This window comes from Streptococcus parasanguinis (assembly GCF_016648855.1).
Taxonomy (GTDB): Bacteria; Bacillota; Bacilli; order Lactobacillales; family Streptococcaceae; genus Streptococcus; species Streptococcus parasanguinis_L.
This window is the reverse complement of record NZ_JACLQU010000016.1, coordinates 34,884-58,011: the sequence shown is the minus strand read 5'-3', so window position 1 is coordinate 58,011 and position 23,128 is coordinate 34,884. Positions and strand designations below refer to the sequence as shown.

5 protein-coding genes are annotated in these 23,128 nt (G+C 41.1%); 1 reads left to right on the top strand and 4 read right to left on the bottom strand.

The window, feature by feature from the left end; all coding sequences use genetic code 11:
- Positions 1-102 precede the first annotated feature (102 nt).
- The 3 genes from H7T92_RS09380 to H7T92_RS09370 all read right to left on the bottom strand — a co-directional run bounded on the left by H7T92_RS09380 (position 103) and on the right by H7T92_RS09370 (position 4,523).
- Positions 103-867, bottom strand: a complete 765-nt coding sequence (locus H7T92_RS09380; RefSeq protein WP_031575699.1) for an ABC transporter ATP-binding protein — start codon at positions 865-867, stop codon at positions 103-105.
- Positions 864-1,730, bottom strand: coding sequence for an ABC transporter permease (locus tag H7T92_RS09375; protein WP_003008955.1), 867 nt, complete (start codon positions 1,728-1,730; stop codon positions 864-866). The genes H7T92_RS09380 and H7T92_RS09375 overlap by 4 nt, the downstream gene beginning before the upstream one ends.
- Positions 1,731-1,892: 162 nt before the next feature.
- Positions 1,893-4,523, bottom strand: a complete 2,631-nt coding sequence (locus H7T92_RS09370; RefSeq protein ID WP_201037630.1) for a GbpC/Spa domain-containing protein — start codon at positions 4,521-4,523, stop codon at positions 1,893-1,895.
- A 762-nt stretch (positions 4,524-5,285) separates the two neighbouring features.
- On the opposite strand from H7T92_RS09370, the gene H7T92_RS09365 reads away from it, so the two are divergent.
- Positions 5,286-9,173: a glycoside hydrolase family 66 protein gene (locus H7T92_RS09365; protein ID WP_201037629.1), complete on the top strand. Its 3,888-nt coding sequence runs from the start codon at positions 5,286-5,288 to the stop codon at positions 9,171-9,173.
- Between the two features lie 433 nt (positions 9,174-9,606).
- Here the strand turns inward: H7T92_RS09365 and H7T92_RS09360 are convergent, their stop codons facing one another.
- A complete protein-coding gene (locus H7T92_RS09360; RefSeq protein ID WP_201037628.1) occupies positions 9,607-22,878 on the bottom strand; it encodes an SspB-related isopeptide-forming adhesin in 13,272 nt (4,423 codons plus the stop codon).
- Positions 22,879-23,128: the final 250 nt, after the last annotated feature.

Genomic DNA, 23,128 nt, shown 5'->3' with positions numbered 1-23,128 from the left:
TACTCAACTGTGCGGAGGTGGGACGACGAAATCGAATTCTAACGAATTACCGATTTCTGTCCCACTCTCTATTTTCACTTTGCATTTTACGGACTTTGTATCTTATTCTTTCTCAAACAATTGATAGTAATCTGCAATAGTCATTTGGGCTTTTTCTTCTTGATTGAGATCTTGGACGATGTGTCCGTCTTTCATCACAATCAAGCGATTTCCATATTTCAAAGCATCTTCCATATGGTGGGTGATCATAAGAGCTGTGAGGGCATCTTGTTTCACAAACTCATCCGTCAAGGTCATCAGAGCCTGGCTGGTTTTCGGATCCAAGGCTGCAGTGTGTTCATCTAAAAGCAAGAGTTCTGGACGTTTCAGTGTCGCCATCAACAGACTCAAGGCTTGTCGTTGCCCACCTGATAGAAACTCAACGGCTGTGTCGATATGATTTTCCAAGCCATTGCCGATCTTAGCAAGGACTGTTTGAAACTCTTCTTTATAGCTGGCCAGGTGACGCGGAATCAAGCCACGTTTCTCTCCGCGAAACTTCGCTACCAAGAGGTTTTCCGCTACTGTCATGCGAGGCGCCGTCCCCATTTTAGGATCTTGAAAGACCCGCGATAGGTACTTGGCTCTTTTTTCAGGAGAATAGTTGGTTACATCTTCCCCCAAAATATAAATCTTCCCACTGCTCACCGGAAGCGTCCCAGCAATGGTATTAAAGAGGGTTGATTTTCCAGCTCCATTCCCCCCCAAAATTGTGATAAAATCATGCTCTCGAATTTCCAAGGAAACATCATCCAGAATGACTTTTTCTTCGTTCATCCCATTGCTCACGGCTTTGGTGACATTTTTTAATTCTACAATTGCTGTCATTTACTGAGTTTCGCTCCTTTCATGATTTTTCCCTTAAAGGTTGGAATCATCAGGCAGATAGCCAAGATCAAGGCACTGAAGATTCGGATATAGCTGGTATTGATGCCAAGCGCAATCACGGCCCAAATCAAAAATTGATAGGCGATTGAACCGATTGCAATACTGAGCAAGCGCTCTGTCAAGGTGACATTTGAAAAGAGCACCTCTCCAATAATGAGACTAGCAAGCCCAATAACGATGACACCAATCCCACGTGAAGCATCCGCATAGCCTTCTTGCTGAGCCATCAGTGCACCAGAAAGAGCAATAATCCCATTTGAAATAACCAAGCCCATCAACTCCATCCGATCAGTGTTGATCCCAAAGCTCTTGGCCATATCTGGATTGTCCCCTGTCGCAATATAGGCTTGACCCAAGCGTGTATCCAAGAAGAAGATCAAACCAAGGATCACAAGCGTTACAAAAATCAAGCCAATCAGAATCTCATTGAACCCACTGGCAAAAGGAAGAAATTCCTGAATTTTTTTATAGCCCAGAAGTCCCAAATTAGCCCGCTGCATGACAAAGAGAATAACCGAGTTACAAGACGTCATCACGAGGATCCCTGACAAGAGTGTCGGGATTCTTCCTTTTGTGTAGAGAAGACCCGTCGCAAGTCCTGCCAAGCACCCTGCTCCAATAGCAGCCAGCGTCGCAAGGAGTGGATTGACCCCTTTGGTAATCAAGGTCACCGCCACCGCTCCTCCAAGCGGGAAAGAACCTTCTGTCGTCATATCTGGAAAATCTAGAATTCGGAACGTCATAAAGATTCCTAACCCTAAAATGGCCCAAATCAAACCTTGTGAAACAATTGAATTAATCATAGTTTCTCCCTTCGATAATAGTAGTTTAATTGTAACATAAATATGGAGGAGAACCTATAGGAAATTGTTATCAATTCCCTTTTCATGCTTCATAAAAAAAACCAAAAGGATGTGCCTTCTGGTTTTTAATCGTGATATTTTTTAAAGGATTAAAAGAACATCTTAATCTTCTTTTTTCTTTCGAGCAAGACCAAAGCCTGTTGCGATCACACCAAGCAATCCAAGGCTGGTAAGAGCGGTTGCTGAGTCTGTACCTGTGTGTGGCAATACTTCTTTCACCTTCACAACATCTGAGACCAAATTTTCTTCAACCTTTTGCTCTACCATTGGCGCAGGTGTATGGTAGCCAATAGTTGGTTTAGGCTCTGGCTTAGGTGTTGGTGTTGGTTGTGGTTGTGGTTCCGGTTGTGGCTCCGGCTGTGGTTCCGGTTGCGGCTCTTCTTTTGTAACAAGAATATTATTTTTATGCCATTCTACAGTTGGTTTTACAGTTTCTTTTAGCACCGGATCCTTTTCCAATTCAGGAGCTGTTGGCTTCACTGGTTGTTCAGGAACTTTTGGTTCTACCTTGTAAAGTGGACAAGCTGGCGGAACAGGAACTTCCTTTTCAGCTGGAACGTCTTTGATTTCAGGTTTTTCAGGGGCTGTTGGGGCGGTTGGAGCGGTTGGTTTCATCGGTTCATCTCCTGGATCTTGTGGAAAGGCAACATTTGAATTGATTGAGAACCAATAGAGGGTTGCTTCATCCGTAGCATTCGCTCCCTTAGCAGTGAACTCAAGATGGCCGTCTTTCAAGATAACTGCACCACCACCATAGTAGAGATACGGACTTTTTGGATCATCCCATCCCTTAGTTGAACTTGAAGGATCCGCATTAAAAGTTGCACCTTCGTTCATATACTGGTTTTGTTCCTTGGCAAATACTTCTTTTGTAATTGGATCTTGGTCAACACTAGAATTTGGCAATTTAATAAATTCTTTATTTCCAATATTTACAGACTCTACGTGAGGTGTATTTTGGTGTTTCATCCGTGGAGTATAGGTCAAAATCCCTGATCCCGCATCAACTGAATAAGTACCGACAATATCAGAATTATCCCCAAATTTATAGTCTTCTGTTCCGATAGAATGACCATTTCCTCCACCTGAAGCATTGACTGTCGTCACATCAAGGACAGTTTCTTCACTGACTGAGAAACCATTCCCATCCCAAGTTGCTTTTTGACCAACGATCTTCAATGGATTGTCAGCATCATTAAAGACTTGAGCGCTACCGAAGTTTGCATAGCCACGCTTCACAGCGACATCTGCTCCATCAAGACTAGGGGTACTACCATCTGAATAAGGATCCCAAGTTCCACGAACAGTGTTTCCATTGATATCTTTAGCTTCTACAAGAAGGGCGCGAGGTTTGTCGTTTTCAACATAAGAAGCTCCATTCCAGTGGTTTAAGGAATTCAAAGCCAAAATGGCATTATGGTTAGCTAAATTAATCAATTGATCATTTTCATCATAAAATTCAACATCAACACCAACTGTGACGGGTTGGTCTGTGTCAGTTGAGCTTCCGATCGTCATTGTTACCGCTGGATCATTGTAAATTTGAACGATTCCTCGACCGTCATTAGATGGCAAGCTTTTCACTTCATACTTGTAGACCACTTTAGCGATACGCTTGATATCACGACCTTCTTTGATATTAGCTTGGCGAAGACCCTTGTAGGTTACGTCGAACTTATCTCCAACTTTGACGACTGCCCATTCGATTTCATTATCTGCATATGGGTTCGTTGTTGTCAAATCAGAATCTTGTAGGTTCTTGGTTTCATACATCTTGGTAGCTTTACCATCCCCATACAAGCGAGATTGACCTTCTTTTGTCAAATACGTAGTAAGTCCTGTTGTTTGGTGGTAAAGCGTCGTTGTTTCCCCATCTGCCAACTCTTCTGGGAGGAAGGTCAAATCTTGTTTGTACTTCTCAGGGTTTCCACCACGCTCTGCAACCATCTTATTAAAGGCATCTTTAGCATCATCGTATTGCGCTTTTTTCTTCTTGTATAGTTCATTATCAATCAAGTACGCTGCTTGCGCTTCATCATAGAGACGCTTTTTCTCCTTGTAGTCGGCTAATTTGATATCGTAAGCCTTTTGGGCTAAATTGTTTTCTGTCTCAACGGCTTGTTTGGCTTTAACAGACTCAATATAAGCTTTAAAAGCAGTTTGGTATTCTTCAAAGGCTTTTTCATAAGCCGCTTTTGCAGCCTGATTATCTGCTAGGGCTACAGCATTTTCAGCCACTGCTTTTTCGTACGCAGCTTGCTCTTTGTTATAGGTTTCAACTTCCTTGTCATAAGCTACCTGAGCCACTGTATTTTTTGCATCTACAACTGCTTTTTCCTTCTCATAAGTTGCTTGATTCGCTGCAACTTCTGCCTTATAGTCTGCTACAGTTTTATCCATAGCAATGGCTTGCTTCGCATAATCTTGCTCAGCGGTTTTTTCATCTGCTTGGGTCTTTGCTTCTGTTTCTGTAACTTCAAGTCCAGTAGTCGCTGCATCTGTTTTCGCAGTCTCCAAATAATCTGGTACAGCAACTTCTTTAGTCTCAGTTGTCGATCTTGTTGGAGTAGCCGTTGTTGAAGTGACTGTTGTAGTAGCTGAAGCAACTTCATCTGCAGAAACAGATGCAGCACCTGCTACTGCAAGAACCGTAGCGACTGCTACAGAACCAAAAGCGACAGACGTTTTACGCAAGGCATATTTGGTAGTCTTGCTATCTTTAATTAGTGACATATAATTCCTTCTAACCTCTTTTTCAAATTTATCCTTACAAAAATCAACACTTTAAACGCTAGTGTCGATTTTTGCAAAGAGATATTAACACTTACCCCCTTATGTGTCAATATTATTTTTTAATTTTTTCACATCTCCATTTAAATTTTGCTTCTTTTTTGATAAAACTCCTTGTTTATAAAAGTTTTCTTTTTAGTTTTCTTCTATATATGTCAAACGTTTGATATCTGATTTTTGCCGGTTCATTTTTCTAAAAAAATTTTTTTAACTTTATTTACAGAAATAAAAACAGAATAAACTGCAGAATTTCTTTTACTAATAGGCTTTACAACTTATGCAATCGTTTCTCCTTGTTTTGTTTTTATCACTAATTTGTACTATTTTTAAAATGCGGGGAAATTTTGTGTCAAACGTTTTTTAGTTTTTCATTTTTATGAATCAAAAACCCCTATTTAAGGCTATTTTCTAATACTTCCATGAAAATTTTCAAACAGACTTTCGTTCTTAAATTGACACTATCTAGTGAAATGTCGTATACTTATTGGCATCGATAGAGAGTGGGACAGAAATCGGTAATTCGTTAGAATTCGATTTCGTCGTCCCACCTCCGCACAGTTGAGTAGGGCTGTAAAAGCTGATGAAATCAGCTTAGTAGAGCCCACTCAACCACTGCGTCTTGCTCGACAATCCAAAAATAATTAAGAGGCTAGGACTTTTGTCCCAGCCTCAGCAAACTATACAAACAGTATGTGGGAGAAAAAAATGAATCAACAAAAAAATAGTGTCTCTGAAAAAGGGCACGGCTATTTTCGCAAGCGCAACAAGGCATTGGTCTCTATGATTACCCTTTTTGGAGCCTTGATGGTAAGCTCTGTTGCCATGGCTGACGAGGTCAACACCAATCCGACTTCTGAGATCCCAGCAACCGCTCAAGCAGTAGCAACCAACACCAGTGCTCCTACCACTACTAGTGAGGAAGTTGCTACGACGGAAGCAACTTCTTCTCCATCGGAATCAACAGCAACTGTAACTGCCACTCAACCGGTCAGTGCAACTCCAGCAACTACTTATAATACTCCAAAAATCACCAACGACGTCACCTTTGATAAAGCGACTTATAAAAGTGGGGAAGACGTCCGCATCTCTATCAACAACCCTGAAGTGGTTTCATCTGATGTCACTGTCTCTCATTTAGATCAGGTCATTTATGAAAAGAAAAACGTTGAAGGCGGCGAACTGACAATTCCAAGTACAGTCTTTTCACCTAATGCTGGATTTATCGTTGATGTCCTTGGTAAGAAAGCAGATGGCTCCCAAGCCTTTCATAAGGCAGCGGGTCTTGCTGTTGAAGATGACTGGACGATTTACCCACGTTATGGGGTGGTTGCCGGCTCTAAAGACAATCACAACTCCATCACCAATGATCAGGTAGAAGGCTACAAGAATAGCATTGACCAATTGGCCAATATGCACATCAACAACTACTTCTTCTACGACGTTTACAATACACCTGCCAACCCATTCCCAGCAAATGTTGAACGTTTCACTCAAGACTGGGCGACTTTCTTGATTCCAAATAGCGAAACAGATCCTGACAAGCGCAAGTCCTACTTACCTGTCATCGATACAGAAGCAGTCAAAGAGCTGGTGGCTCATGTCCATACAACTGGTGCCAAAGCCATGCTCTATAACATGATTTACGCAGTTTCCCTAGAAGAAGGGGTCCCAAATGAAGTGAAAAGTGCCATTGTTCGCAATCTACAAGACCATTTCAACTTTGGTAAAAAGGGTGATGTCACTGCAACCGATATCCAACAATTTCTCGATCCGGGTGATCCAAATTGGCAAAAATTTATCATTGAAGTCATGACCAAAGCCATGAAAGAAGGGAATTTTGATGGATGGCAAGGGGATACCATGGGCTCTAACTGGGTGGAAAAAGTCAGTGAACCTGGAAAAGGCTTCTCTTTGAGCGAACACTATCCAGAACTAGCCACAGCTGCAACAGAGGCCCTCAAAAAAGAAGGCTATGACTTCATGATCAACGATATCTCTACTGGAGATGCTGATCGACTAGGAAAGACCAATGTCTCTGCACCTTATGCGGAAGTTTGGGGAGATAGCATTGCCTATGACTCTACCTACCAAGCCTTGACGCGTCTCACCGAACGGATGCGTGATTTATACAAGGGGAAATCTCCTATCATCGCAGCCTATACCCATCGTGGTAAAAATGCATCAACCCTCAGCAAAGACAACGAATTGCTGACAGATGCCATCATCGCAGCAAGCGGTGGCTACCATATGACGACTGCAGCCCTCAATACTTCTCAAGATGCTAAAGGTTTTGGGGTGATCCAAGCAGAATGGTATCTCAATCAAAACCTACCAGTCAATGCTGATTTTGCCAATGCAGAATTCAACTACCAAGAATTCATCGTTGCTTATCAAGAACTTCTCCGCGGGCGCGACACCTTGGCACATGATACTCATCGGATTGTAGACAATACAAATGTACTGGTAAACGGCAACTTCATCGGATCCAACCTGGATAATGCTGACGGGGTTCAACCTGGAACCGTTTATACCATTACAAAAGAAACCAAGACAGGTGATCGGATTGCTCACTTGATCAATTTGGTCGGCATCACTGAAAATAAATGGAACAGCGCTGTGAATACAACCGAAAAATTGACAAATATTCAAGCTTTTGTTCCACTCGGAAAAATCACAAAAGACCAGGCTGAACACGCCAGCATTTACTGGGCAACACCTGATGCTGTTGAAGGAAAATACAACATCAACCTTCGGGAAACAAACGCAAATGTTTATTATGACGGAGGGGCTGGCCAATGGATGGCTGCTATCGATGTTCCTAGTCTAGATGTATGGGATATGCTCTACGTCAAACTCAATGAAGCCGCTCATGTTCTTTATCAAGACGAAAACGGAGTTGAGCTTGAGCGTTCCAGTGACTTGGTTGGTCATACAGGTGAAAAGATCAACTACTCTACAAAAGAAACCATTGACAACTATTTGAAGAAAGGCTATGAACTAGTAGAAAATGGTTTCGATGCAGACGGACAACCAAACTTTGACCGCGACGCTACCAACACCAATGAAGATGGGGTTCAAGAGTTTATTGTCCGCTTGGCACCAAAAATTGTGGAATTTTCTGCAACACAGCTCATCCAAGCCGGTCAAGTTGTTCCAGGAGATAGCGAAGGTCGTGTCTATCCAACTCCTCTAGCTCCAGCTGGTCAAACAACGGCTGATCTGGATCATTTATCTGAAACAGTGACCCGTACAGTGATCTATGTAACAGAGGACAACGATGGATCTAACCGCCAGTCTGCAGGAATAGCTGACCAAACTGACAGCCTTCATTTCACTCGCAAAGGTACCATCAATTTGGTGACAGGCGAGACAAGTCTTGAAGACTGGACGGGCCAAGACGGCACAAGCTTTGCAGCTCTTGAAAATCCCGTCAAAAAAGGCTTTGTTGTCGTAGCAGAAGAATCGACTGATGCCACCTCTTCTGATCTGACAAAAGCAGGAGAACATACTGGCATTCATGCTGATGCAGCAGACATCACAGATACGGTCATCTATCGCCCAGTCGGTGCCTATAGGATCAGCTATGCTACTGGTAAAGAACCAGCCCATGCTCAAAAAGAGATCACTTATCTAAATGATCCCACAAATCCTACTGCCATCGCATCTCCTACTGCTATCCTTCCTTACGTAGAGGGATTAGAGCCAAAAGATGCTCGTGGACAAGTCTTAAACCTTGTGGATCCACTTGACGAAACCAAAGGCTATCTTCTTCCAAGCCCTGAGTCTCCAACAGCTGATACCGCTATTTCCTATGCTATCGCCAAAGGATCGGTCAGAGTACGATTCCTCACTGAGGGAGGTGACACTGATCTGCGAGAGGCGCAAAACCTCGCTACAGAGGTAGATTTCGGCACCAAGTACACCAGTGAGGCCCCAACAGAAATCACAAAAGATGGTCGTATCTACCATCTAGTTGGACACCGTGCTGATTCTGCTGATCCAAGTGGCACAGTCACTAAGGGAACGAAAACTGTCATCTATGATTACAAGTTAGCTACGGGAACGGTCATCGCGCGATTTGTCATCCAAGATACTAACACTGAATTGCAACCAGAGCTTGCTGTTGCAACAAATGTGGACAATGGAACTCATTACGTCGCTAGCGCACCAGATGAGATCTCCTACGACGGCCACATCTATGAACGGATCGGTGCAGCTGAACAAACTGGGAACGTAGAAGTGGGAACAACCATCTTGATCTTTGCCTACAAGGTCAAAGAAATCCCTACTCCACAATCATCCCCAGAAACAGAAAAAGAAGAAACAGTTAGCCCTCTTCCTTCCGTGACAAAAGCAAACACGACTGATGCTCATGAAGAAAAGGGATCACCACTTCTCTCTAACAAAGAAGAGGAGAAACCTCTTGAAACAACAAGCCAAAAAGAGGAACTCCCTGAAGTTGTTCCTAACACCCCTCAAGAAGGAACTCACCTACCTGCAACAGGTGAAGAAGCCTCTCTGCTAGCCCTACTTGGACTTGGCCTCTTAGCAGGTTTGGCCAGTCTTATCTCTTACAAAAAGAAACAAGAGTAGCTCTAAAACAAAAAGAAACTTCCTATGGAATTCTGTTCCAAGGAAGTTTTTTATATTTATACAACTCATTCGGAGTCTATGTCCCGTTTATGAGGGTGACTGACGACAATAAGGGTGTGAAGTACTACCACTCCAAACCCTACTGTATTCCAATTCAAAGTGGATTCATTCCCCTTGTTGCCGGCAGTTTGAAAGATCAAATTGCTTTTCTAGTATACTGTTTTCTCCACTTCAAGTCAATGGAATTTTACTGAAACTAGTAACCGAATGAAATGACTAATCGAATAATTTCTGAAACATTTCATAATATATAGGCAATTTTTTCTAAGCTTTTAACAACAAACAAAGAGGCCTTGCTCTTTCGAGCAAAGCCTCTTCCTGTTGGATCTAAAATTGTCACCTCATCAACAAGTTTGCTGATGTCACCTCAATTTTAGTCTTCGCGTTTTTTGCGTTTTGCAAGTCCCGCAAGGCCAACCATACCAAGTGCAGCACCTAACAATGCAGCAGATGCTGATTGTTCTTCACCAGTTTCAGGAAGTGCTGGAGCTGGAGGAGTTGTAGGTGTTGGTGGCGTTGGCGGTGTTGTTGGTGGTGTTGTTGGTGGTGTATTTGGCGGTGTTGTTGGCGGTGTTGTTGGCGGAATAACAGTGTTGTTAAACTCTGTATCTTCTGGCAACTGAGTAATAGCCGTCAATACTTTACCGTCTTTGTTAATCATAATACCCACAGTGGCAACCATCTTATCGTATTCGATGCTAGAATCTGTGCCACGGATTTCTTCTACATGGTAGAGATGAGTTCCTTCTTCACCACGTTTGAATTCAAGATTTGAGAAGGTGATCTTACCAGCCGCATCATTGGTTACGGTTTCGATCACATTTCCTTTTTCGTCCTTAAGAACGAAACTGAATTCACCAGCCTTCAATGCACGACCTTCCAATTTCTTAGTGAATTGGAATTGAACCTTAACTGGAATGTTGACTACACGTTTTTCAGTTGGTTTTTCTGGTTTTTCTACAGTCTTCTTAGTTGGATCGTATTGGTGTACGATTTGTGAAGCTGTATTTTCAATGTCCACACCATCTTGAGCAGATTGTTTAATTTCTGCAGGAATTTCAAACTTGTAGTAACGTCCAAAGGCCAACTTAGTTGTGTCGATAACTTGTGTATTTTCTGCGTCTCCAAGTGACTTAGTCAAGTCTGCTTTAGATGTTGCAGTAATCACACCGTTTTCAACCTTGATATCAAACTTAGCTGTTACATCTTCTCCTGTTACAGAGTCGTATGCCTTAATATCAGCTCCGTTGACAGTCAAGTTTGCACTGTCATATTTATCTGTAACACCAACAGATTGAATATTGTGTGCTTCAGTGAATTTAGTTGTATCCAACCATACTTGGTAGTATACTTTATCACCTTTCTTGAGTGTCTTCGTATTGATATTTTGAGCTTCGTTGTTATCAGTCTTATCAACGTAAGGATTTGCATTTGTGTCCGCAACTTTATTCTTCAACTCGTCATCATCGTCGAGAAGTTTCACACCTGTAAGATCGAATTTAGATTCGTTCAAGATGTATTTCTCTGGGTTGAATTCTGGAGTTTCAGGTGGGCGAACAGTGTTATTGAATTCTTTGTCTGATGGATCCGTTACCTTAGTAAGGAGAGCTTTCGCTGTTCCATCATGAGAAACTTCAACTGTTACAACTGCTTTCATCGTGTCATAAGTAACGGTTGTATCAGTTCCTTTGACTTCTTCTACAGTGTAGTTGTAAGTTCCTTCTTGACCTTTCTTGAATTCAAGAGCTGAGAACTTAACGTTACCAGATGCATCGTTCTTAACTGTTTCAACAACTTTACCTGTTGAATCTTTAAGTACAAAGCTGAATTCGTTAGCTTTAAGCTCACGGCCTTCCAAACGTTTCGTGAAGTTGAATTCTACTGAAACAGGGATGTTCACAACACGTTTTTCAGTTGGTTTGTTTGGTTTCTTCACTGTCTTGCTTGTTGGATCGTATTGGTGAACGATTTGAGCTGCAGTGTTTTCAATATCTGCACCACCCTTAACAGTATCTTTCACTGTTGCTGGGATGTCGAACTTGTAGTAACGTCCAAACGCAAACTTAGTTGTGTCGATCACTGGAGTATTTTCTGCGTCTCCAAGTGACTTAGTCAAGTCCGCTTTAGAAGTTGCAGAGATCACACCGTTTTCAACCTTGATATCAAATTTAGCTGTTACATCTTCGCCTGTTACAGAGTCGTAAGCTTTGATGTTTGCAACATTGATGTCAAGCTTGTCTTCTTCGTAGTCATCAGTAACACCAACAGATTGGATGTTGTGCGCTTCAGTGAATTTCGTTGTATCCAACCATACTTGGTAAACAACCTTATCACCACGTTTCACTGTCTTAGTATTGATGTTTGCTGCTTCATTATTGTCAGCCTTATCAGCGTAAGGATTTGCGTTTGTTTCCGCAACCTTGTCTGCCAATTCTTTATCATCATCAAGAAGTGATTTACCAGTAAGGTCGAATTTCTCAGCGTTCAAGATGTATTTCTCTGGGTTGAACTCTGGAGTTTCTGGAGGAGTCACCTTGTTGTTAAATTCTTTATCCGCAATGTCGCCAACTTTCGCGATCAGAACTTTAGCTTTTCCGTCGTGTGAAACTGTGACTGTTACATTCGCTTTCATGGTGTCGTATGTAACGGTTGCGTCAGATCCTTTAACTTCTTCTACTGTGTAGTTGTGTACGCCTTCTTGACCTTTCTTGAACTCAAGTTTAGAGAACTTAACGTTACCATCTTTATCGTTCTTCACAGTTTCAAGAGTCTTACCTTCTGAATCTTTAAGAACGAAGCTGAATTCATTGGCTTTAAGCTCACGACCTTCCATACGTTTAGTAAAGTTGAATTCCACTTCAACTGGCACGCTGTTGACACGTTTTTCAGTTGGTTTTTCAGGTTTTTCAACTTTCTTAGTAGTTGGGTTGTAGTAGTTGACTACTTGAGCAGCAGTGTTTTCGATGTCAACTCCACCTGCAACGTCAGCTTTCACTGTAGCTGGGATATCAAACTTGTAGTAACGTCCGAATTCGAATTTAGTTGTGTCGATCACTTGTGTGTTTTCTGCATCGCCAAGTGACTTAGTGAAGCCATCTTTAAGGGTTGCAGTGATCACACCGTTGTTCACAGTGATATCGAATTTAGCTGTTACATCCGCACCAGTCTTACCATCATAAGCTTTGATTGCTGAACCATCAACATCAACTTTAGCTTCATCGTAGTCATCTGAGATTCCTACTGATTGGATATGGTCTTTGTTGTTTGCATCAAATTTAGTTGTATCCAACCATACTTGGTAAACAAGTTTTTGACCTGGTTTAACTGATTTAGTATTGATATTCGCTTTTTCGTTATTAGATGCATCGTCCGCATATGGGTTCTCATTGGTATCTGCGTACTTGTCTGCCAACTCTTTATCATCATCTAATAATGAAGTTCCAGTCAAATCAAATTCTTTTTCGTTTAGAACATATTTTTCTGGATTGAATTCTGGAGTTTCAGGAGGTGTTACACGGTTGTTAAATTCTTTATCCGCAATTTTGCCTACAGTCGCTACGAGAATCTTAGCTGTTCCGTCGTGTGAAACTGTGACTGTTACATTCGCTTTCATAGTGTCGTATGTAACGGTTGCGTCAGATCCTTTAACTTCTTCTACTGTGTAGTTGTGTACGCCTTCTTGACCTTTCTTGAATTCAAGAGCTGAGAACTTAACGTTACCAGATGCATCGTTCTTCACAGTTTCAAGAGTATTACCTTCTGAATCTTTAAGAACGAAGCTGAATTCGTTAGCTTTAAGCTCACGGCCTTCCAAGCGTTTCGTGAAGTTGAATTCCACTTCAACTGGAACGTTGTTGACACGTTTTTCAGTTGGTTTGCTTGGTTTTTCAACTTTCTTAGTTGTTGGGTTGTAGTAGTTTACTACTTGAGCCGCAGTGTTTTCGATGTCTACACCACCAGGTACATCAGCTTTCACTGTTGTTGGGATGTCGAACTTGTAGTAACGTCCGAATTCGAATTTAGTTGTGTCAATGACTTGTGTGTTTTCCGCATCGCCAAGCGACTTAGTGAAGCCATCTTTAAGGGTTGCAGTGATCACACCGTTGTTCACAGTGATATCGAATTTATCTGTTACTTCTGCACCTGTTACTGAGTCGTAAGCTTTGATCTTAGTAGAATCAAGTTCCAATTTAGCTTCATCGTAGTCATCTGAGATTCCTACTGATTGGATGTTGTCCTTGTTGTTTGCGTCAAATTTAGTTGTATCCAACCATACTTGATAAACCAACTTATCGCCACGTTTCACAGTCTTGGTGTTCAAGTTTTCTTTTTCGTTGTTTGATGCATCGTCCGCATATGGGTCCGCACTGGTATCTGCGTACTTGTCTGCCAACTCTTTATCATCATCAACGAGCTTGTCGCCTGTGATATCGTATTTCTCTTTAGAAACAACATATTTCTCTGGTTGGAACTTAGGTTCTTCTGGAGGAGTTACACGGTTGTTAAATTCTTTGTCCGCAATTTCGCCAACAGTCGCGATCAGAACTTTAGCTGTTCCATCGTGTTTCACTGTAACTGTTACATTCGCTTTCATTGTGTCGTATGTAACGGTTGCGTCGCTTCCTTTAACTTCTTCTACTGTGTAGTTGTGTACGCCTTCTTGACCTTTCTTGAACTCAAGTTTAGAGAACTTAACGTTACCAGCCGCATCATTGCTTACAGTTTCAAGAGTCTTACCTTCTGAATCTTTAAGAACGAAGCTAAATTCGTTTTCTTTAAGCTCACGGCCTTCCAAACGTTTAGTGAAGTTGAATTCCACTTCAACTGGAACATTGTTTACACGTTTTTCAGTTGGTTTGTTTGGTTTTTCAACAGTCTTGCTTACTGGGTTGTAGTAGTTAACGACTTGAGCCGCAGTATTTTCGATGTCTGCACCACCAGGAACATCGTTCTTAACAGTTGCTGGAATATCAAACTTGTAGTAACGTCCGAATTCGAATTTAGTTGTATCAATGATTTGAGTGTTTTCCGCATCGCCAAGTGACTTAGTGAAGCCATCTTTAAGAGTTGCAGTCATCACACCGTTGTTCACAGCAATATCAAATTTATCTGTTACATCAGCTCCAGTTACTGAATCGTAAGCTTTGATTGCTGAACCATCAACATCAACCTTAGTTTCGTCAAAGTTATCTGTAACTCCTACAGTTTGAACGTTGTCTTTGTTAGCTGCGTCGAATTTAGTTGTATCCAACCATACTTGGTAGTAGATCTTTTCGCCGCGTTTAACAGACTTAGTATTGATGTTTTCTGCTTCGTTGTTGTCTGTTTTGTCTACATATGGATCAGTATTTGTTTCACCATATTTATCAGTCAACTCAGCATCATCATCAAGAAGCTTGTTATCAGTGATAGAGAATTTCGCTGTATTTAATACGTATTTCTCTGGTTGGAACTTAGGTTCTTCTGGAGGAGTCACACGGTTGTTAAATTCTTTATCCGCAATGTCGCCTACAGTCGCGATAAGTACTTTAGCTGTACCATCGTGTTTCACTGTGACTGTTACATTCGCTTTCATTGTGTCGTATGTAACGGTTGCGTCGCTTCCTTTAACTTCTTCTACTGTGTACTTGTGAACACCTTCGTCACCCTTCTTGAATTCAAGAGCTTTGAACTTAACGTTACCAGAAGCATCATTGCTTACAGTCTCAACTTCTTTACCAGTTGAATCTTTAAGAACGAAGCTGAATTCATTGGCTTTAAGTTCACGGCCTTCCAAACGTTTAGTGAAGTTGAATTCCACTTCAACTGGAACGTTGTTTACACGTTTTTCAGTTGGTTTGCTTGGTTTTTCAACTTTCTTAGTAGTTGGGTTGTAGTAGTTAACTACTTGAGCCGCAGTATTTTCGATGTCTACACCACCAGGTACATCAGCTTTCACTGTTGTTGGGATGTCGAACTTGTAGTAACGTCCGAATTCGAATTTAGTTGTGTCAATGACTTGTGTGTTTTCCGCATCGCCAAGCGACTTAGTGAAGCCATCTTTAAGGGTTGCAGTGATCACACCGTTGTTCACAGTGATATCGAATTTATCTGTTACTTCTGCACCTGTTACTGAGTCGTAAGCTTTGATCTTAGTAGAATCAAGTTCCAATTTAGCTTCATCGTAGTCATCTGAGATTCCTACTGATTGGATGTTGTCCTTGTTGTTTGCGTCAAATTTAGTTGTATCCAACCATACTTGGTAAACCAACTTGTCGCCACGGTTCACAGTCTTAGTGTTCAAGTTTTCTTTTTCGTTGTTTGATGCATCGTCCGCATATGGGTCCGCATTGGTATCTGCGTACTTGTCTGTCAACTCTTTGTCATCATCAACGAGCTTGTCGCCTGTGATATCGAATTTCTCTTTAGAAACAACGTATTTCTCTGGTTGGAACTTAGGTTCTTCTGGAGGACGAACTGTGTTATTAAATTCTTTATCAGCTGGTTCTGTCACGTTTGTGATCAAGGCTTTGGCTGTACCATCATGACGAACTTCAACTGTTACAACAGCTTTCATTGTGTCATAAGTTACGGTTGCGTCTGTTCCTTTAACCTCTTCTACTGTGTACTTGTAAGTACCCTCTTGACCCTTCTGGTATTTAAGGGCAGTGACAGTTTCACCAGCTTTATTGGTGTAATCTACTGGAGCAAACTTGATCTTACCAGCTGCATCGTTGGTTGCAGTTGCAATCACAACATTGTCGCTGTCTTTCAACTCGAATGTGAATTCGCCAGCTTTAAGTTCACGACCTTCCAATTTCTTAGTGAAGTTGAATTCTACTGAGATTGGAACACTGTTGACACGTTTTTCAGTTGGTTTGTTTGGTTTTTCAACAGTCTTGCTTACTGGGTTGTAGTAGTTAACGACTTGTGCTGCCTTGTTTTCGATATCTGCACCAGCTACAACATCGTCTTTCACTGTTGCTGGGATATCAAATTTATAGTAGCGTCCAAATTCGAACTTAGTAGTATCAATGATTTGAGTATTTTCAGCGTCGCCAAGTGACTTCGTGAAGCCATCTTTCAGGTTCGCTGTCAGAATACCATTGTTATCAGAGATATCGAATTTCGTCGTAACGTCTGCACCAGTAACTGAATCATAAACCTTGATATCTGAAGCATTAACAGTCAATTTATCCTTGTCGTAGTTATCTGTGATTCCTACTGTTTGGATATTTTCTTTGTTAGTTGCTGAGAATTTAGTTGTATCCAACCATACTTGGTAGTAAAGTTTTTGGCCACGTTCAACTGGTTTCGTATTCAAGTTTTCATCTTCGTTGTTGGCAGTTGTATCGACATATGGGTTTGTATTTGTTTCACCATATTTATCTGTCAATTCAGAATCGTCATCAACGAGCTTAGTACCTGTAATATCGAATTTCGCTTTAGAAACAACGTATTTCTCTGGTTGGAACTTAGGTTCTTCCGGAGGAGTTACCTTGTTGTTGAATTCTTTATCGGCAGGTTCTGTCACGTTTGTGATCAAGGCTTTGGCTGTACCGTCATGAGACACAGTAACGGTTACAACTGCAGACATTTCATCATAAGTGACAGTTGAGTCTGTACCCTTAACCTCTGTTACAGTGTAAGTGTAAGTACCTTCTTGACCCTTCTGGTATTTAAGGGCAGTGACAGTTTTACCAGCTTTATTTGTGTAATCAACTGGAGTGAACTTGAAGTTACCAGCTGCATCGTTGGTTGCAGTCGCAATCACAACATTGTCGCTATCTTTCAACTCGAATGTGAATTCGTTAGCTTTAAGAGCACGACCTTCCAATTTCTTAGTGAAGTTAAATTCTACTGAGATTGGAACATTGTTGACACGTTTTTCAGTTGGTTTTTCAGGTTTTTCAACTTTCTTAGTCGTTGGGTTGTAGTAGTTAACAACTTGAGCTGCAGTATTTTCGATATCTGCACCAGCTACAACATCGTCTTTCACTGTTGTTGGAATATCGAATTTGTAGTAACGTCCGAATTCGAATTTAGTTGTGTCGATAACTTGTGTGTTTTCTGCATCGCCAAGTGACTTCGTGAAGCCAGCTTTCAAGTTAGCAGTGATCACACCGTTGTTGACAGCGATATCGAATTTATCTGTTACTTCTGCGCCTGTTACAGAGTCGTAAGCTTTAATGTCAGCCGCATTAAGATTTAATTTAGCTTCATCATAGTTATCTGAAATACCTACTGTTTGGATGTTGTCCTTGTTAGCTGCGTCAAATTTAGTTGTATCCAACCATACTTGGTAAACCAATTTAGAACCACGTTCAACAGTCTTAGTATTCAAGTTTTCTGCTTCGTTGTTTGATGCATCGTCTGCATATGGGTTCGCATTTGTATCTGCGTACTTGTCTGCCAACTCTCTATCATCGTCAACAAGCTTGTCACCAGTGATATCGTATTTCTCTTTAGAAACAACGTATTTCTCTGGTTGGAACTTAGGTTCTTCTGGAGGTGTTACACGGTTGTTGAACTCTTTATCAGCTGCATCTGTTACGTTAGCAACGATTGCTTTGGCTGTACCGTCGTGTGAAACCACAACTTTAACAGTAGCAACCATTGTGTCATATTTGACAGTTGCATCTGTACCAGGAGTTTCTTCTACTGTGTAGTTGTAAGTCTTACCAAGATCATCGCGACCGAATTCAAGGGTCTTGAAGACAATCTTACCAGCAGCGTCATTCTTCACGCGTTCAACTTCAACGCCGTCTTTCTTCAATACGAATTCGAATTCCTTGGCTTGAAGTTCACGACCTTCCAAACGTTTCGTGAAGTTCATTTCCACTGGAACTGGAACGCTGTTGACACGTTTTTGTGTTGGTTTTTCAGGTTTTTCAACTGTCTTGCTTACTGGGTTGTAAACGTGAACTGTTTGGTTGGCTGTATTTTCAATATCAGCACCAGCTTTAACAGATTCTTTCACAGTTGCTGGAATATCAAATTTATAGTAACGTCCAAACTCGAACTTAGTTGTGTCGATAACAGGAGCGTTTACTTTATCTTTGATAAATTCGTCTTTAGAAGTTGCAGTGATCGTACCATTTTCAACTTTGATGTCGAATTTATTGGTTACTTCTGCACCAGTTACTGAATCATATGCTTTGATGTCAGCTGCATTAACGTCCAATTTATCAGCGTCGTATGTATCAGATACACCAACGTATTGGATGTTGTTCGCTTCAGTGAATTTAGTCGTATCAAGCCATACTTGGTAAACCAATTTAGAACCACGTTTAACTGTCTTGGTATTCAAGTTTTCTGGTTCGTTGTTGTTTGTCTTGTCTACATATGGATCCGCATTTGTTTCAGTGTATTCATTTGTCAACTCATCGTCGTCATCCATCAACTTGTTACCAGTGATGTCATATTTCTCTTTAGAAACGACAAATTTTTCTGGTTGGAATTCTGGAGTTTCTGGAGGAGTAACTTTGTTGTTGAATTCTTTATCTGCAGTACCATCAGTAGCCTTACCGTTGGCATCTTTACCACCAGTTGAGGTAACGTTTGTAACAGTTGTCAATGAGTGACCGTTCTTGGCAACTTCAACAGTAACAGTCGCCTTCATTTGATCGTAAGTCATTCCGAATTCTTTGTTTTCAGGAATCACTTCTTCTACTGTATACGTATGAGTACCAACTTTCGTATTGTCGAATGACAATTCTGAGAAGGTTACGTTACCGTCAGCATCATTTTTCACTGTTTCAACTTTGTTACCAGCAGCATCTTTCAATACGAAGCTGAATTCGCCTGCAGCCAATTTACGGCCAGCCAACTTCTTAGTGAAGTCAAATTTCGTTACAACTGGAGAAACCACATAGTTGTTAAACTCAGTGTCTTCTGGCATTGTAACAGCTGCGCTCAAGATACCTGTAGCTGCATTTTTGGTTACATTAACAGTTACGACTGCATTCATTGAATCGTAGTCGATGTTTGTATCTGCGCCAGCTACTTCACGTACAGTGTAAGTGTGTTCACCTACAGCGTTGTATTCAATCGCATCAAATGTGATAGATCCATCTGCTGCATTTTTCTTGGTTTGGATCACATTGCCATTTTCAAGCAATTCGAATGTGAAGGCATCCTTTGTAAGCTCTTTCCCTTCAAGACGTTTAGTGAACTTGAATTGAGCTTGAGTTGCAGCAGGTGTGAAGGTATTGTTGAACTCTGTATCTGCAGGAAGAGCATTTGTTGCTTTAAGAACGTGACCTTCTTTCGTAACAGTAATTGTTACTTCAGCTTTCATTGGGTCGTAAGTCATTCCTGCTTCAGAACCTTGGACTTCTTCTACAGTATACTTGTGAACACCTACTTGTGTATTGTCAAAGGTCAAATTATCAAAGGCTACAACACCTTGTTTAGTATTGGTCTTGGTTTGAAGAGTCTTACCATTTGCATCTTTCAATACAAATGTAAATTCGCCTTCTTTCAACTCACGGCCTGCAAGGGCTTTGCTGAAGTCGAAACGAGTCTTAACTGGAGCTACTGCAAAGTTGTTAAACTCTGTATCTTCAGGCATAGTCACCTTAGCAGTCAAGACACCAGATGCAGCATCTTTCGTAACGTTAACTTTTACGACTGCATTCATATCATCGTAGTCGATGTTTGTATCTGTTCCAGCTATTTCACGTACAGTATAAGTGTGAGAACCTTCTTTATCGTAAGAGATCGCGTCAAATTGGATGGTTCCATCAGCCGCATTTTTCTTCGTTTGGATGACATTACCATTTTCAAGCAATTCAAATGTGAAGGCATCCTTCGTGAGCTCTTTCCCTTCCAATTTCTTAGTGAACTTGAATTGAGCTTGTGTAGCAACAGGTGTGAAGGTATTGTTGAACTCTGTATCTGCAGGAAGTGTGTTTGTTGCTTTAAGAACATGACCTTCTTTCGTAACAGTGATTGTTACTTCCGCCTTCATTGTATCGTAAGTCATACCAGTTTCTTTATTTTCTGGGATAACTTCTTCTACAGTGTACTTGTGCTTACCAACTTGTGTATTGTCAAAAGTCAAATCATCAAAGGCTACAACACCTGCCTTAGTATTGGTCTTAGTTTGAAGGGTCTTACCATCTGAATCTTTCAATACAAAGCTGAATTCGCCTTCTTTCAACTCACGACCTGCAAGAGCCTTGCTGAAGTCAAACTTGGTCTTAACTGGAGCTACAACGTAGTTGTTGAAGACTTTATCATCTGCGCTTGAGGCAAATCCACCAGTACCACTGTATTTAACTGCAGCTTGCAAATCACCTTTAGAGTTTTCAGTTACAGTAACAGTCATCTTAACTGTCATACCATCGTAATCGACGTTTGTATCTGATCCTTTAACCTCAGTAATTGTGTAAGTGTAAGTACCAACTTTATTGAAGTTTAATTTGCTAAATGTTGCTTTACCGTTTTTGTTCGTAACAGTTTCTTCATATCCTGGAAGTGATTTATTTTCTTGATCTTTTTCAATCTTGAAGCTAAATTCACCATCAACAAGTACACGTCCTTCCAGTTGTTTTTCAACTTCTGGAGTTACTGTTACAGGTTCTTGTTTGACATAGTAATAGATTGGTTGTTTGTACGGTGTCAATGAGTTGAGCAAGTCAACGTTTGTACCGATACCATTTACTCCACGAACCAATTGTTCGTTTGGAGAAAGGTGACCGATGTTATCCCCTAAGAATGGTACGAATACCGTTTTATATGGTGTATATCCAGCAGCTTTTTGGAAGTCAAATGGAACTTCCTTACCATTTGCATAGGTTACACCTTTGCTATCTGTGAAAGGAATGGTGTTAAGAGGTGATTTCTTAACAGCTAATTCTTGTTTGTTGTAATCACCTGGTTTAATTGGTTTGGTTTCTGCTAGCAACATATAGCCATCAGTGCTCAATGTACCATCAGAACGTTTGCTTTGTTGTTTTGGATCTAGTAAGTAAACGCGAACAACTACAGTTCCATCTTCCCCTACGATTTCTTTAATCCGTTTAATTCCTGCACGCTCCGCGTCCATGAATTTAGTCCCAACTTTGTAAGGGCGACTTACATAACCTGATTGATCATTTGCATCAGCTGCTTGATACAATTTGTAACCATCAAATTGACGCTCTCCAGATGCTGTGAAGTTTTGACCTTCCATAGCTTTAAGAGTGTATGAAGCCAAGTTTACTTCATTGCCATTTTCTTTATAGTCTTGAACCGTTACGTCCGTTTTATTGGCGTTGAAAGTAGGGTTGTTTTTATCAACTACTTTATAGTAAGTTGTTTTATTAACTGATAGCGGAATCTTGGCATTGGTATCTGTAATTGTACGACCGTTATAAGCTGGTTCTACAACGTTGATAATATCTGTTGATGTACGAGCTGCATAAACAGCATCGTATAATTTTTGTTCTTCAGTAGTAAGGTTATGTCCAGGAGCTACCAAAGCTTGGATACTTGCCCCAACTTCATAACCATATTGAATAAATGGTTGGTCCGTTTTACCAGGACCAGTTCCTGTACCTGGATCGTAATCAACTTGCCAAGTTAATTCTCCTCTAGATGCAGTAGCAGTAGTAGTGAATTTTTGAATACCACTAGATGCAGTAATTTTTCTAGTTTCTACTACATTACCTGTATTTTTATCAATTAATTCTACAGTAGTATCAGTAGAATCATTAAATCCCTTGTAAGCACGTGTGTAGTAGTTTGTATTGTAACGTTCATTAAAGCGAGTGAGGTCTACGATACTATAAGTATAGACATCGCCTTCTTTAGCAGAGTAACCAGATGGTACAGGTTGAGATGAAACAGTTGCACCGTTTGGATCCGTCATTTCAGGTGTAGCAACTTCACCGTCTTTTAGGAAAGTTGCTACAGCAACCGGCTCGTTATTGTGGTCTGTAACAGCACGACGTCCACGACGGCTACGAGTTGTCGCCAAAGCCCCGCCATTAGCCAAATCAGTTGCGGCGCGATCAAGTGATGCACTACGATCTTCAGCAGCTGCGCGCTCTGCTGTAGGAGCGTCAGTACCACGAAGTGAGGTTGGCTTCACTGTAGCATTGAGAGTTACTGGAGTTTCAGCTGTAGCCGCTTCACTGGTAGCCACTGATTCTGAGTTTTCACTAGCTGCAGCACGAGTTGAAGTTGGTGATGCTGTAGTTGGTGCTGTTGTAGAAGCTGGTTTAGCACTTAACTCTGCCTTATTTGTAACTGGTAGAGCGATTTCTGGCAATGAACCAACGTTTAGCGGTTTTGAAGCTTCTTCAGTTTTAGCTGGTTTTACAGTTTCTTCAGCTTTCGGAGCCAGTTTTGCAGCTTCCTCAGCTTTAGCTGCTGCTTTAGTAGCCTCAGATTGCTCTTTGACTTCCTGCGCAGCACCTGTATTTGCTTGATCGACATTTGTTACTTTAGCATTATAAGATGCTGCAGTAGAAGAGGGAGCTGTTTCAGCTCCTACTGTGCTATCAGATGCAGACTCCGTCGAAGCCGACGTCGATGCACCTGAAGGGGCAGTTGTTTCCTCCGCAGAAGCCGTATTGGCACCTGCAGCGAAAAGAGCTGTTCCTAAGAGAACAGAACAAACCCCAATGCTATATTTTCGTAAAGAAAAGCGTTGGCGTCTATTGAAAATATCCTTCATTTATAGGATCTCCTTTTTCATATTTCATGATTCCATGATACAAATAAAATTGTAACACCCTTGACATCAAGAGTCAATCTGTCGAAATAAAAATGTAACATTCTTGTTAAAATGTCATATTACACCACATATTTTTTAATATTTTGTGCCAAATTGTCACATTTTTTCCTATCCGGTTCACTTTTTTTACACTAAAAAAAGAATACGGGAAAACAGTGATTATTCTGTCTTCCTATACTCTTCTCTATGT

Coding starts and splice junctions, on each gene's coding strand:
- H7T92_RS09380 (WP_031575699.1), bottom strand. CDS start 867: ATGACAGCAATTGTAGAATTAAAAAATGTCACCAAAGCCGTGAGCAAT.
- H7T92_RS09360 (WP_201037628.1), bottom strand. CDS start 22,878: ATGAAGGATATTTTCAATAGACGCCAACGCTTTTCTTTACGAAAATAT.
- H7T92_RS09365 (WP_201037629.1), top strand. CDS start 5,286: ATGAATCAACAAAAAAATAGTGTCTCTGAAAAAGGGCACGGCTATTTT.
- H7T92_RS09370 (WP_201037630.1), bottom strand. CDS start 4,523: ATGTCACTAATTAAAGATAGCAAGACTACCAAATATGCCTTGCGTAAA.
- H7T92_RS09375 (WP_003008955.1), bottom strand. CDS start 1,730: ATGATTAATTCAATTGTTTCACAAGGTTTGATTTGGGCCATTTTAGGG.